The 14,442-nt window shown below is 42.9% G+C and carries 13 protein-coding genes, 1 rRNA gene and 1 pseudogene; 11 read left to right on the forward strand and 4 right to left on the reverse strand.

The features are described from left to right. The first annotated feature begins 148 nt into the window (after positions 1-148). Positions 149-260, forward strand: a 5S ribosomal RNA gene (rrf, locus tag KE626_RS34200). 97 nt (positions 261-357) lie between these two features. Here rrf and KE626_RS34205 read toward each other — a convergent pair. The 3 genes from KE626_RS34205 to KE626_RS34215 all read right to left on the reverse strand — a co-directional run bounded on the left by KE626_RS34205 (position 358) and on the right by KE626_RS34215 (position 4,964). Beyond that, the gene (locus KE626_RS34205) at positions 358-1,191 is read right to left on the reverse strand and encodes a hypothetical protein (RefSeq protein WP_211977609.1); all 834 of its coding nucleotides are present in this window, start codon (positions 1,189-1,191) and stop codon (positions 358-360) included. A 44-nt stretch (positions 1,192-1,235) separates the two neighbouring features. Further along, a complete protein-coding gene (locus KE626_RS34210; RefSeq protein ID WP_211977611.1) occupies positions 1,236-2,261 on the reverse strand; it encodes a LacI family DNA-binding transcriptional regulator in 1,026 nt (341 codons plus the stop codon). Positions 2,262-2,402: 141 nt separating this feature from the next. Then, the gene (locus tag KE626_RS34215; RefSeq protein WP_249207903.1) at positions 2,403-4,964 is read right to left on the reverse strand and encodes a zinc-dependent metalloprotease; all 2,562 of its coding nucleotides are present in this window, start codon (positions 4,962-4,964) and stop codon (positions 2,403-2,405) included. Positions 4,965-5,709: 745 nt separating this feature from the next. On the opposite strand from KE626_RS34215, the gene KE626_RS34220 reads away from it, so the two are divergent. The 10 genes from KE626_RS34220 to KE626_RS34265 all read left to right on the forward strand — a co-directional run bounded on the left by KE626_RS34220 (position 5,710) and on the right by KE626_RS34265 (position 14,084). Then, positions 5,710-6,564 carry a MotA/TolQ/ExbB proton channel family protein gene (locus KE626_RS34220; protein ID WP_211977613.1) on the forward strand — a complete coding sequence of 285 codons (855 nt, stop codon included), beginning with the start codon at positions 5,710-5,712 and terminating at the stop codon, positions 6,562-6,564. A gap of 71 nt (positions 6,565-6,635) precedes the next feature. Next, positions 6,636-7,295, forward strand: a complete 660-nt coding sequence (locus KE626_RS34225; RefSeq protein ID WP_211977615.1) for an ExbD/TolR family protein — start codon at positions 6,636-6,638, stop codon at positions 7,293-7,295. A gap of 64 nt (positions 7,296-7,359) precedes the next feature. Beyond that, positions 7,360-7,974: an ExbD/TolR family protein gene (locus tag KE626_RS34230; protein WP_211977617.1), complete on the forward strand. Its 615-nt coding sequence runs from the start codon at positions 7,360-7,362 to the stop codon at positions 7,972-7,974. Positions 7,975-8,021: 47 nt separating this feature from the next. Continuing rightward, on the forward strand, positions 8,022-8,858 hold the full coding sequence (locus KE626_RS34235) for an energy transducer TonB (RefSeq protein WP_211977618.1): 837 nt from the start codon (positions 8,022-8,024) through the stop codon (positions 8,856-8,858). A 135-nt stretch (positions 8,859-8,993) separates the two neighbouring features. Continuing rightward, positions 8,994-10,376, forward strand: a complete 1,383-nt coding sequence (gene mnmE, locus KE626_RS34240) for a tRNA uridine-5-carboxymethylaminomethyl(34) synthesis GTPase MnmE (RefSeq protein ID WP_211977620.1) — start codon at positions 8,994-8,996, stop codon at positions 10,374-10,376. Between the two features lie 271 nt (positions 10,377-10,647). Further along, on the forward strand, positions 10,648-11,055 hold the full coding sequence (locus KE626_RS34245; protein ID WP_211977622.1) for a helix-turn-helix domain-containing protein: 408 nt from the start codon (positions 10,648-10,650) through the stop codon (positions 11,053-11,055). Beyond that, positions 11,052-12,179, forward strand: a complete 1,128-nt coding sequence (locus KE626_RS34250; RefSeq protein WP_211977624.1) for a tyrosine-type recombinase/integrase — start codon at positions 11,052-11,054, stop codon at positions 12,177-12,179. The genes KE626_RS34245 and KE626_RS34250 overlap by 4 nt, the downstream gene beginning before the upstream one ends. A 35-nt stretch (positions 12,180-12,214) precedes the next feature. After that, positions 12,215-12,526 carry a helix-turn-helix domain-containing protein gene (locus KE626_RS34255; RefSeq protein WP_211977626.1) on the forward strand — a complete coding sequence of 104 codons (312 nt, stop codon included), beginning with the start codon at positions 12,215-12,217 and terminating at the stop codon, positions 12,524-12,526. 473 nt (positions 12,527-12,999) lie between these two features. Then, entirely contained in the window at positions 13,000-13,653 is a 654-nt protein-coding gene (locus KE626_RS34260) for a hypothetical protein (RefSeq protein ID WP_211977628.1), read from the forward strand. Between the two features lie 35 nt (positions 13,654-13,688). Beyond that, complete coding sequence (locus tag KE626_RS34265) at positions 13,689-14,084, forward strand: DUF4259 domain-containing protein (protein ID WP_211977630.1); 396 nt, start codon at positions 13,689-13,691, stop codon at positions 14,082-14,084. A 56-nt stretch (positions 14,085-14,140) separates the two neighbouring features. Here the strand turns inward: KE626_RS34265 and KE626_RS34270 are convergent. After that, positions 14,141-14,442: pseudogene (locus KE626_RS34270) on the reverse strand (DUF4262 domain-containing protein); the annotation flags it as partial.

Raw genomic sequence — 14,442 nt, forward strand, 5'->3', positions numbered from 1 at the left:
CCTTGGTGCAAATGCACTAAGGCTTTTTCTTTTTCGTAACTGCCAGTTGTAGCATGCTCACAAATACGGTAGTGATTAGAATAGTATACTCAAATAGTTCATTGACGATTTACAAGTCCTTGCCGGACTTTCATCATACAAAAGATCTTATGGTGGTTTTGCCGCGGGTGTTCACCTCTTCCCATTCCGAACAGAGAAGTTAAGCCCCCCATGGCCGATGGTACTGCACTATCATGCGGGAGAGTAGGTAGCTGCCATACTTATTATAAAAAAGCCTTCGTGTATTGCACACTAAGGCTTTTTTATTTTATATCATCAACAACATATCAATAATCGTCTCACAAAATAAAAAAGAGATTACCTCCTTCTTACATGATCATACCAATGCGCCAGGTCCACAGCAACTCCCATTGTAAATGTTACCTGCTGAAAATACTGATTGATATTATCATAATTATAATCATTAAAACCATCGCTGTTCAACGGAACGGAAAACTGCAACTGTGACTGGAATTTCACATACTTATACCCCACACGTACCGTGAAAGCCGGCTCATAAAATGCTACGGGCTTTTCGTTGATCCGCATAAAGTCAGCCTTACCGGCATCATCACCTTCAAATGCTTTTACACCCAGGCGGCTGTCATAGAAATTAACCATAGAGAAACGGCTGGTGAAAATCGTTTCAACAATATGATTTACAAATCCAATGCTCGGTTGAACAAATACTTTACTGAAACGATTCTTTATCATATAATCGTTCGCGTTAGTACCATCATTGGAATTGTAATTACGCGTTAATGTCTTAAAACCTCCTCCTCCATAACCGGCGTATACATCAAACACCATTTTTTTGCTGGAGCCAAAAGGTTTAAAGAAGCCAACAGCGCCTTCTACCAACCCTCCCCGGGTGCGACTGGATACCAGGAGATCATTATTATTCGAATTATTGTCGTTGGTAGGATCTAAATAATTGAAGCCATATAAATACTGCCCATTCGCCATAATGCCAATATTATCAGTAACGGCAAAAGCAGTCTGCAGATTAGTAGGTGTGACGCTGCCTTTAAACTCGAATTGTTCTTTTAACATAGGCGCGTTCACCTGGTTAGGCACATAAATATGCCTGTTACAGGAGGTTATGCCAATAACCACTGAACATAATAAAGCAGTATAGAAAGAAAATTTCATAAAGTTGCAGGTTACGGTTAAACAATAATAATTGGTCGTATTATTTACAAAGCGGTTGATTCCCTTTTTATCAATTCTACCGGGAAAACGTAGTTTTTGGTCACTTTCACAGTTTCGTCGTGATTAATTAGCTGAACAATTGTTTCTACAGCTTTCTGCCCCATATTATAGCCCGATTGCTCAATAGTGGTGAGCGAAGGGGAGATAATCCGGGAAGACAGGTCGTTGGAATAGCCCACCACTTTTATTTGCTGCGGTACGGCAATATTCCGGTTCCTGGCCTCGCGTATGAAGGCTACGGCCGAACTATCGTTGGCAGCGAACATTCCGTCGGGCATCTTTTGCGCATCGAACAGTTGTTGCGCTGCAACGGTTGCGGAATCCATCGTCAGGTCATGAATATATACGAGTTGTTCGTCAAAAGGGATGTTATACTGGGCCAATGCTTCTTTATAACCTGACAGCCGTTGTTGATAAAGATTACAGCTAAGCAGCCCCGAAAAATGGGCAATGCGCTTACAACCCTGTTTTATCAGGTGTTCGGTAGCCAGAAAGCCACCTTTGAAATCGTCACCAGTAATCGTATAGCCCTGGAAATCGGTGGGTACGCGATCATAAAATACCAGCGGGATATTGTTTTTAATAAACGGGTTGAAGTGGTCAAAGTTGGTAGTGAACATGGAAGCGACTGCCAGCAAACCATCTACGCGAAGGGAGTAAAAGGTATGTACCAGTTCTTTTTCCATTGCCACAGTTTCATCCGATTGGCCAATTACAATACTGAACCCGTATTTATGGGCTTCATGCTGAATACCACTGATAGCCGTACTTTGAAAGTACATCGATGTGCGGGGAACAATCAGGCCGAGGATATTTGACCGTTTTTTACGCAAACTGGAAGCGATCCAGTTTGGGACATAGCCCATTTCCGTAGCTGTTTGCTGTACCTTTTCCCGTGTTTCCATGTTAATCAACGGATTGTTTTGCAACGCACGGGAAACAGTAGATGCCGACAGGTTCAGCTGCTGGGCAATATCGTAAATCGTTATTTTGTTAGTACGATCTTTCACTTTTTGAGGCTTCGTGAGTAAATAATGTAGCGATATTAAGCATTTTCCGGAAGAATTAGTAAGCTTTGGGGGAGACACCAACGAAAGCGCCCTTTCCGATATCAACGGAAAGGGCGCCCTGTTTTCGTGTATGCCTTATTGTTACTTAGGATCCAGTGCATTGTTGATACGGGCAATCAGGTCCTGTACATGGTTACGGGTCATTGTATCACCGCCTGTTGATGCGCGGAGTTCTGTTCTCAGTGCAATCAGCTGGGCACGGCCAATTCCGGCGGCATCTGATTTAGATGGATTGGCCGGCGTGTAGCCATACATAGCCATCGGGTTGGCCGGCGCGGCGGGAGCTACCAGTTCTGTAAGGTTGTCCACATAAGCGCGCTGCAGGTTCCTGCGATAAACATCTACCGGCTGATGTGCATATATTTCGGAGAAGATGGATTTCTTCAGGTCGTTCAGCATTTCGGTAGCAGGATAGGCCTGCGCACCGGCAGCAGCTTCACTGCTAACCAGTTTATTAAGGGTGTTGGTACTCATTAATCTGTCGAGCACGGGTTCCTGGCGTGAGCTGATCAGGGAAACGCCATCGCCACCAAAGCGGCCCAGTAAATCCTGGTTTATCAGCCATTTAGGTGTGGTGAAGAGCTGTTTGTTCAGGAACTGGATGGCTTCTTTCTGGGTGGCTTTAGACACGTATTCATATACAGGGCCGGCCTGTTCTACTGTTTTAGGTGTTTCGTAAATGCCGCCTACGTTTTTGGCCACATGACCCATGTAACGACTGAATTGTCCGGCTACTTCCTTGTATAATTCAGACAGGTTGCCATATCCTTCGTTATTCACTTTTGTCCAGCTCAGGAGGTTAGGCATGATATACTGGAGGTTTTTAATACCATAGGCGCTTGCAATCATGGCATTATCGCCCAGGTCCTCATTCTGTGATCTTGGATCATCCGGGTTGGATTCCGTACCAAACCAGAATTTCTTATCCTTCAGCTTTTCCACTGTCCATTTGTTCAGGATAGGTGTTTCTGCTTCTGGTGATTGGGCCTGCGGTAATAGCTTGTATCCCCATTCAATGGCCCATTTATCGTAGTAGTTGATTCTTGGATAAAGGTCTGCACCGGTAATACCATCGCCAGGCTGAGCTACATAGTTAAAGCGTGCGTAATCCATAATGGAGGCTGCATGTCCATTTTTCTTCACCCATTCTTTATCACGCAGTTTTTCAACGGGATAAGCAGAGCTGGAGCCGAAGTTATGGCGCAGGCCCAGGGTATGTCCTACTTCGTGAGAAGAAACGAAACGGATCAGTTCACCCATCAGCTCATCACTGAACTGCATGTTGCGGGCACGCGGATCATTGGGAGAAGCTTGTACGAAGTACCAGTTACGCAGCAAACGCATTACGTTGTGGTACCAGTTGATATGGCTCTCGATGATTTCACCGGAGCGGGGATCATGTACGTGAGGGCCGCTGGCATTGGGTACATCGGAAGGTTTATACACGATGGCAGAGAAGCGGGCGTCTTCGATCGACCAGGTAGAATCTTCCTGCGGGGTAGGCGCCATTTTGGCGATGATGGCGTTTTTGAAACCGGCTTCTTCAAATGCTTTCTGCCAGTCGTTCACGCCCATGATGAGGTATTTGCGCCATTTTTCCGGGGTGGCAGGATCGATGTAAAATACGATAGGTTTTACCGGTTCCACCAGTTCTCCCCGTTTGTATTTTTCCATGTCTTCCGGTTTGGGCTCCAGGCGCCAGCGGGTGATCATCTGGAGTTTCTTTACACCTTGCGGGTCTGCATCAAAGTCGGTAACGCTGGTGGTGAAATATCCTACACGCGGATCGAAGTAGCGTGGCTGCATAGGTACCGCAGGGAGTAATACCATAGAGCTGTTTAGTTCAACGGTAGCGTTACCACCTGCAGCGGGGGGCATACCCGGGCCGGCGGGGCCGCCGCTTTTGCTATATGTCTTAACGGTTTTGATCTCGGTGTTTAACGGATAAGATTTTACATCGGAGATATAAGATTTATCTGGTTGAACGCCACCGAGCTTCAGCATGTTCTTTACTTGTCCGTCGAAGAACAGGATATCGTTATCACCGCCGATAAATTCAGTCATATCGATGACGCTGCCCTTATCGTTTTTCGACATTGCTTTCACGTCAAAGGCAGCAACGATTGGTTGCAGGTTAGAATTCCTCACAGATGTGAACATCGGCTGTGTTGAATCTTTTGAAACTTCTGAATAGGAGATATTTTTCAGGAAGATGCGATTGTTGGGGCCTTTTTCAAAGCGGATCACATTTTCGTTAATGATATCACCGCTGAATCCCATCATCATAGCGCGTAAACCTGCGGCCGATTTGGATATTCTGTTTACCACGAGTACATCTCTGCCAAGCAGGGTATCGGGAATTTCGAAGAAAAAGCGGTCATCCAGTTTGTAGATGTTAAACAGTCCTGAATCAGATTTAGCTTTATCCGTAATAACTTCGGCAAAAGGTTTAGGGCCTTGTTTAGGGCCTGGTTTGATCATGGGAGGCTTCCCGGTTGAATCTTTAGCGGGTGCAGGAGTAGTTGGCGTTGCATTGCGGGAATGTTTTTTCCGTTGTGCTTCCGCAGGGTGAAAAACTGCAGTACCCAGACAGAGTGCGCCTGCCATGGCTATTATCAGTTTGTTGTGAGATGGTTTGCTCATTGCGGTTTAAATAATTGGTTCTTGATTACGTGTTATGTTTTTTTAAAAACCTTTGCAAGTAAGTATATTAAGTATTAACTTATCAGGAAAATCCATAAGCGCAGCAATGGCTGTAGGAATGGAAAAAAAGGAGTAAAATTGTCGGGTAGACGTTAAAACATTAGTTGCGGGAACAACTTTTTTATGTAAGTATTTATTATTATAGCAGATAATAATTTCATATGGCGAAGTTGGGAGAGAAGAACTTGATGCCCGCTTTGCTGCTGAATTTCGAGATATGCGGGGTTGAAATAATCGACGAAGTATTGCTAAATGCTATTAGCTTCGGCTGAAAGTGTTGACTGGCGCGGAAAGAAATAAGTCGGCAGAATTGTAAGATTTCTGTTGGAACATTTGAATTTTTTCTTAAATTGTGCGTCCAACTTTGAAAAAAATCAAACTATTTCAAGAATTGGGACAGTAACAATCGGTTGTGAAAACTGCAATATTGGTTTAATCGCTTATGTAAGTGTTTGCTCTAAAAAAAACGAGTGGTCTAAAAGCCCTGTGATGGGGCTTTTACGTGTGAAAGTTAATTTTTGTGGGTTTTTTTGGGCTGCACTTGTTTTTTTGGACCAACCTTATAACTTTGCGAATCACTGATTAAAACAGTAAATTGAGTGCTGAAGGGCATTCCATAGTAAATCGTAATTAGTAACTTCTAACAAACAATAGTTTAATTTTTAACACTAAAATTTCAATCAACATGGCTGAGACTAAAACAACTGTGACTGCAGCTACAGCTAAGGCTTCTTCTCATCAACCTAAAAAGTCATCCAACCTGTTCGCAACGTTGGCTGTGCCTATCTGCTTAGTGATAGGTTTTCTGTTTTACTTTTTTGTATTAGGTAACCCAGCCAACTTTGCGGGTAATAACCCAGAGAGTCATCCAGTTGATTCTGGTATTGGTAAATGGTTTGGTACTGTGTACAAGGGTGGTTTGATAGTACCAATCCTGATCTCCGTATTACTGGTTTGTCTGACCTTCGTAATCGAGCGTTTCCTTTACCTGTCAAAAGCGAAAGGTAAATTCAGCGGTTCTGAGCTGGTACGTAAAGTACAGTATCACCTGGCTAACCGCAATATAGATGCAGCACTGGCTGAGTGTGACAAACAAAAAGGTTCTGTGGGTAACGTACTGAAAGCTGGTCTGAAAAAGTACAAAGAAATGGTTACCAACACTGAGCTGGATACAGAGCAGAAGATTCTGACCATTAAAAATGAAATTGAAGAAACAACTGCACTGGAACTGCCGATGATGGAAAAGAACCTGGTGTTCCTGTCTACCATTGCTTCCGTAGCTACCCTGTTAGGTCTGTTCGGTACAGTATTGGGTATGATCCGTGCGTTCGCAGCGATGTCAACTGGTGGTGCACCAGACTCTGCACAGCTGGCAGGTGGTATCTCTGAGGCGTTGATCAATACCGCTCTGGGTATCGGTACTTCTGCTGTTGCGATCATCATGTATAACTACTTTACTACCAATATCGATAGCATCACTTACGCTATTGACGAATCTGGCTTTACTTTAACACAGAGCTTCGCAGCTAACCACAAATAATCTGAGATTATTTGTATGGAATTTGGGAGGTTTTGAATCTATATTAAAGTAAACCATAAAAAAGAGTAAAGATGCCTAAAGTTAAAATGCCAAGGAAAAGCACCAACATCGACATGACAGCGATGTGTGATGTGGCATTCCTGCTATTAACTTTCTTTATGCTGGCAACTAAGTTCAAGCCGGATGAGCCGGTAACGGTAGTTACCCCATCCTCTATAAACACTACCCTTTTGCCTGATTCTGATGTGTTGTTATTCACAGTAGATAAGGATGGTAGAGTGTTTTTCAGCATGGATGGCCAGCCGAAAAGAAGAAAGCTGATAGAAGATCTGAATACGCAGTACAAACTGGGTCTCGACGAAAAAGAAATGAGAAACTTTGTAGTTGGAGCCAGTGTGGGAGCACAAATCAAAGACCTGAAGCAATACCTGTCTCTCAGCGAGGAACAGCGTAAAACTGCTGGCCTGGATAAAGGAATTCCTACAGATTCTGCCAACGGTGAATTAGGAGCGTGGATTGATTATGGTAATGCAGCACAGGGTACAAACCTCAATAAAGTGAAGTATTGTATCAAGGCGGATAACCAGACACCTTATCCTAAGATCAAAGAAATCCTGGATACTTTTAAGAAGAAAAAGATCCAGAAACTGAACCTGGTTACTAACCTGGAAGAAGCACCGAAAGGTACTGCTGCCTGGGAAGAACAACAGGCCGGTGGCAAAAAGAAGTAAACGACAGCAAATGCTTCCTGACCTGGAAGGCTGTTGATTTAAGAACTAAAAAAAATTGGCTACTATGGCAGAAATGGATACCAGTAGTAGTGGTGGGAAAGGGAAGAAACACGGTGGGACGAAATCCAAGAAACAGTCGACCCGTGTAGATATGACGCCCATGGTGGATTTAGGTTTTCTCTTGATTACCTTCTTCATGCTTACCACTACCATGTCCAAGCCCAAAACAATGGACTTGATCATGCCAAAGGATACCGAAAATGAAAAGGACCAGAACAAAGTAAAAGAAAGTACGGCCCTGACCATTTTACTCGGAAAAGATAATCGTGTTTATTATTACGAAGGTTTGGCACAAGACCCTAATGCGTCTGCTAATCCTGACTTCTTCAAGGCAACATCTTTTGCCAACACCGGAGGAATCAGAGATGAGATCATTAAGAAAAGGGACGAAGTTGCCAGGCTGAGAAATGCAAAAGGTGAACCAGAAGACGTTGTGGTAATTATAAAAGCCGATGATCAGGCTAATTATAAGAATTTCGTTGACATCCTTGACGAAATGGCGATCAATAGAATTCAGCGTTATGCAACCGTAGACATCAGTGACCAGGATAAAAAATGGATACAGTCTACAGAAGCAGCTAACGGTGTTTCTTCTACTCCAACGCCACCTGCTAAATAGTTTTGTGGAATTAATTATTTTTTTGCATCCATCATAAAACAACAACAATGGATTCTGCTAAAGTCTTAAAGTCCGATTTTCTTGATATCCTGTTTGACGGCAGGAATAAGGATTATGGGGCGTACGATTTGCGGAGACAGTATAATAAGCGTGTGCGGAATGCCATTTTGGGAACCGCGTCATTGTTTGTAATATTCTTTGCAACGTACATGATATCACAGTGGGTTAGAGCTTCTGAGGGGGATAACCTCAAGAAGCCGGTGATCCAGGAAATTAAGATGGAGGATGTGAAGTTACCGGATGATCCGAAGACGCCACCTCCGCCACCTCCACCGCCTGCACCACCGCCACCGGTAAAACCGTCAGTTCAGTTTACTCCTCCGGTTATTAAGAAAGATAACGAAGTACCACCGGATGAGGAACCTCCTAAGCATGAGGATATTAAGGACAAAGCCATCAGTACTAAAACTGTGGAAGGTGATCCAAACGGTATTGATCCGGGATTGCTGGAAGATAGTAAAGGTACCGGTGTAGTAACCGCTCCTGCTGCTCCTGCGAAAGAGGAAATCTTCACCTTCGTAGAGCAACCTCCAACCTTCCCAGGTGGTGAGGAAGCACTGGCGAAGTACCTGAGCAAAAATATCCGTTACCCACGCGTTGCGCAGGAAAACGGTATCTCCGGTACAGTATTCGTTCAGTTCGTAGTAGACTCTGAAGGAAACATTAAAGACGTTAAAACAGTAGGTGCCGCAAAAGGTGGTGGCCTGGAAGAAGAAGCTGTTCGTGTGGTGAAAACCATGCCTAAATGGAAAGCTGGTAAGCAAAATGGCCGCCAGGTTTCTGTACAGTTCAACCTCCCTATCCGCTTTACTTTGCAGGAGTAGTACTGTATCAACATAGTTTCAAAGGTCCCGTTTCAACATTGTTGGAACGGGACCTTTGATTTTTCCGATACTTGGTGATCGCAACGATTGTGCGTAAATTTGTGCCCTTTGGGAATATTCTTAAACTAAACAGGTATGCTGGGTAAACTAACAGGATTTGATGACACCATTGTAGCAGTAGCTACCGCACCAGGACTTGGCGCCATTGCGGTAATAAGACTGAGCGGACCTGATGCCTACCCGATCTGTAATAGCCTGTTTCCCGCCAAAGATCTTACCCAACAAGCCAGCCATACCCTGCATTTCGGCAGTATTGTATCAGAAGGCCGTATTATCGACGAAGTAGTAGTAAGCCTGTACAAAGGCCCCCGCTCTTATACCGGGGAAGATGTGATAGAAATTTCCTGTCATGGATCTCCCTATATCCAGCAACAGATCATTGATGCCACCGTCAGATCCGGCGCCCGCCTGGCCAAACCGGGCGAGTTTACCCAAAGGGCGTTCCTCAACGGCAAACTGGACCTCACCCAGGCAGAATCTGTTGCCGACCTGATTGCCAGCAACTCTGCCGCCTCTCACCAAACAGCTATGCAGCAAATGCGCGGAGGGTTCTCAAAAGAATTACATGCCCTCCGTGAGCAATTAATTACCTTTTCTGCCCTTATTGAGCTCGAGCTGGACTTCAGCCAGGAAGATGTGGAATTCGCCGATCGTACGGGTTTATATGCCCTTGTTTCAAATGCTACCGGCGTACTCCAACACCTGATCGACTCTTTCCGCATGGGAAACGTTATTAAAAATGGTGTAAATACCGCCATCGTAGGTAAACCGAACGCGGGCAAATCTACCCTGCTTAATACCCTCCTAAACGAAAACAGGGCCATTGTAAGCGATATCGCCGGCACCACCCGCGACACCATCGAAGAAATCCTCAACATAGAAGGCATCCTCTTCCGCCTTATCGATACCGCCGGTATACGGGAAAGTCTTGATACCATCGAAAGTATCGGCGTACAAAAGACCATGGAGAAAATCAAAGAAGCGGGCGTTGTTGTATACCTGTTTGATGTGAATGAACTATCGGCTACGGATATACGTAAACAGATCAGCGCATTTGAAGCTGATAACATCAACTATCTCCTGGTAGGTAATAAAACGGATATTACCGGTGAAACAGCTATCCGTGCTAAGTTTGCAGACATACCCGGTATACTTTTTATCTCCGCAAAAAATCATGCGCATATACAGGATCTCAAAGATGCCCTCGTACATAAAGTAATCGCCGGAGATGTAAACACAGAAGATACCATCGTTACCAATGCAAGGCATTATGCCGCTCTGCAGGAAGTGCTGAAATCACTGACTGATGTGAAGGAGGGAATGGATAACGGATTGCCGGGAGATTTGCTGGCACTGGATATCAGGCTTTGCCTGCATTACCTGGGAGAGATTACAGGAGAGGTGACGAACGAAGACAGGCTGGATTATATTTTCAATAAGTTTTGTATCGGGAAATAGGCGCTTTCTTATACTTTTCTCTATTTTCATATTCTTTCCAAACGCAATGTAGTAAACGATTTTAGCCGAACAAATTTTTATATTTTCCACTGATTTTTTTGGTTTTGGACCCCCAAAAGTGTACCTTTCGAATAGTATAGAAAGAGGTACAGGATTTTCCATTTTGGAGAAATAATGGCAGTAATTGACAGTATTAGGCAGTTTTTAAATTATAGACGACCCGGATAGGCATACCTCTTATAACCCGTATTTCTGTTTTTAATAGTTCCACATGAGCAGTAATATCAGAATAAGAAAGATCTGCGAACATTGTAATGAAATATTCGTTGCCCAAAAGACGGTTACCAAGTTTTGTTCCCTGGAATGTGCAAGACGCAACTATAAACTCCGTCAAAAGAATAAGAAGGTAGAAGACTCTAATGTTGAAACCAAAGATAAGATGCTGCAATCAGCATTAGGCTCACAGGTTGTTTATGTTCCTATACAACTACCGCCCCAGGAACCCAGTGAACTCGTCGATATTAAAACCTTATCCGCTATCACCCGGATAAGCCAGCGTACTTTGTTCCGGTTGATAAAAGGCGATAATGAGTTTCCACGGCTCCGTATTGGCCGCAGTCTTTTCTTTCACCGGCAAACAGTTATGAACTATATCATCACCAAATTCGGGAACAAATGAGAGGGAAGTTGCGTAAGAAGAAACTGAAAGGCGGAAAGCTTAGCTTATACATCGATTATTATCCGCCCGTATGGAATCCGCATAACAAGCGATTCACCAGGCGGGAGTTCCTGAACCTGTATGTACATGCCAATCCTGCTACGCCATTGGAGGTTCAAGAAAACAAATTGTATAGCGAGATAGCAGAGAAGATCTACATCAAGCGAATGAAAGCCCTGATGCTGGAAGAAAATGGTTTATTTAATAAAGATTCACTGGATGCTGATTTCTTTCTCTACGCAAAAAATTTCATCCGCAGTAAACAGCAGGAAAATGTTGATACCACTCATTATGAAACGGCCGTTAAGTATCTGCATAAATGGATGGGCGACCATTGTAAATTCAGGCATATTGATGAGATCTTCCTCCAGAAGTTCAAGCAATTTCTTTTAAATACTCACTCCATTAAATCCAAGCATAGCAAGCTGGCGCAGAATACAGCCGCTTCTTACTATGATAAATTTACAATCATTGTGAAAGAAGCCTATCTGGATAGATTCCTTCCGGAGGATTATACTATTCGCGTAAAACGGATCGGTAACATCGATACTCACCGCCAGATATTAGATGATGAGGAATTAAAGTTATTAATTAAGAACCCAATAGATGATGATACGGTTTTCAGATCTTCCATTTTTGCGCTGCTTACAGGCTTCCGTTTCAGTGCCATTAAAATATTAAAATGGAGCGACCTGCACTACTCTACACCGTTGGATTCATGGTACGCCTATATTGTTGATCCCAAGCCGGGTCGGTCTTTTAAGCATTACATCAGCAAACAAGCGTTTGCCATCCTCGGAACCAAACCTGAGGAAGACGGCCTTGTATTTCCGGATCTTAACTATTCCCGGACACGCACAAAGCTGCAGGAATGGTTTACCAGTGTAGGATTGAAAGACAAAGCCAAGTTCCATAACTGGCGGCATAAATACGCTACAGACCTTATTGAGAAAGGAGAAGATATATATGTAGTCAGCAAGATGCTGAATCATAAACATGTGAAAACAACCCAAATCTATGAACAGGTGCCTGATGTGACAAGGGCCAAAGCCGCCAACAAGGCTATTTATGATCACTTAAACTGAGGATTATGGCTTCAATAGAACAACGATTATTGTGTATGGAATCTGATATTCGGGAGATCAAATCGTTAATGATTGAATTACTGGAGAGTGTTACAAAAAAGCGCAGACCCATTGGCGGTGGTGATATTATGTCTGTAAAGGAATTGGCTGATTTTCTCCGGCTGGATGCTAATACTATTTATAACAAGTGTGCGAAGGGCGAGATTCCGCATTTTAGAATGGGGAAGCTGTTGAAATTTAAGAAGTCGGAGATACTGGATTGGGTGAAGGGGCTGGAGAATGGTTCGGATTGTTCGGTGGATGAATATGTTAATCGATATATGCAGCAGAAGATTTTTAAGAGTTAGCATGAACTGTTCGGAATTTCCGAACGGTTAACTATTTCCATTTTGGAAATAGTTCCGGTGTCTGGTTGGGGAGAGGAAGAACTTCTATTGAAGCTAAGAAATTCGGAATTCCCGAATTTCTATGTTTGTTTATGTTTTCTGGTATTTACGATTCGTAAACACCAGAAAAACATAAACATGAACGCTTAACCAATATGCATTAGATAGTCCTGACCAAGCTTTTTCAGGTGTTCGATTTTACTGTAAAACGAATTTGGTCTACTGTAAAACAGATTATTTTGATAAAATATACTGTAAAACGATTGGATTGCATTTAGATCGCATTTAAAAGAGAAATTACATCAGATATATTGCTCAGGTGCTTGTCGTCATCTTAAGTGCAAGGGTAATATAACGGAGAACGTTATTAATTCAAATTGAGTTGTTGCTAAATATGCAACAACTTGCTAGTTTTGCTACTCATAAATAATTGTATGCCCCAAACAAGTATTGCCCAAAGGAAATATAGTGAAATACGAAAACGGGCCTTTGAGAATTTTATTAATATTCGCTTGTTTCATTTTTTCATAGAGAGTCCGGCTATCCCAGAACCCAACATTGATGAACTGATTAAGCTTTCTGTTCGGAAGGAATTATACGATTTATACGCACGTTGTCACCAGATGGTTTCCTCTCTTCCTGTACCTGATTATCCCCATATTAAAATTGGGGAGCTGGATAAATTGTATAAGAATTGGTATGACAAAAATACTCAGCACACGTCTGCATTAGAGAACGTGTTTCAGGAACAGCATTTCTTTTCAAAAGAGGAATTCATTAAATTCTATGGTGCTGATGAAATTGATCGGTCTTGCACCTATTGTAAGGTTCTTGAATCCGAAATTAAAAAACTGGCAGAACATGGCTGGATCAAGACTAAGCGCCATCTTACAAGGGGGAGGACAATGGAATTAGATAGGAAAGATCCCTTTTTACCGTATACAAAGGACAATGTGGCTCTTTGTTGCTATTGGTGCAATAATGCAAAAACTGATGAATTCTCGATTGCCGAATTCGAGAGGATCGGAACTGCGATACATGTAATTTGGACCGAAAGACTAAAAAAAATTAATAAACTGAAGAAATAACATAAACCTATTAGTACATAACAAAAATTTTAAAAATGGGAACATGGAATGAAGGAAGTTTCGGAAATGATGGAGCGGGAGATTGGGTTATTGACTTAAGTAGAACGCCAACTCTTGAATTTATTAGAGAAACACTTCAGGCGTCAATCGATAATCCTGACAACGCGAGTTTTAATGAACCGGCCGTGGCCGCTGCAGAAGTAATATGTATCCTGGACGGTAAAATACCAGCAGATTACCATGAGGTTGCTCATAATCTGGAGCCGGTAATTGGGATATTAAAACAACAACAAATCTCTAATACGCTAAGAGAATTCGCAATTAAGTGTATTGATATGATCGCCACCGATTCGGAAATGAAAGAATGCTGGGAGGGAGCTGAGGAGTGGGTAACCGAAATTAATAATTTGAAACATCGCTTGAGCAATTAACTATTCGGAATTTCCGAATAGTTAATTGTTTCTTATTAAGATATTGTTTCCTTATATTATTCCCAATCCCAGGGATCGTTAGCTGATTCCCGCCAGGCGCTTTTCCCCAAAGACAAGTCGTAAAGCTCATTCACACTGGGGTCGATTTTAGTTATTTCTTCCAGACAAACCAGTTTTGAATCTTTAAGATCTGGCTCCTGCTCACTATGAAACTGCCATGCCCCATCGTCATTGTGGTAAACATACAGAATAGGTTTGCCTTCTAAAACGTGTCGGGTAGTAAACACCGCTACGTTCCTCTCTTCATAAAATTTGAAATCCGTGTTCCTATCAAGAAGTGGCTGTTTAAGTTTCCAAT

The sequence above is a fragment of the Chitinophaga hostae genome (assembly GCF_018224885.1).
Taxonomy (GTDB): domain Bacteria; phylum Bacteroidota; class Bacteroidia; order Chitinophagales; family Chitinophagaceae; genus Chitinophaga; species Chitinophaga hostae.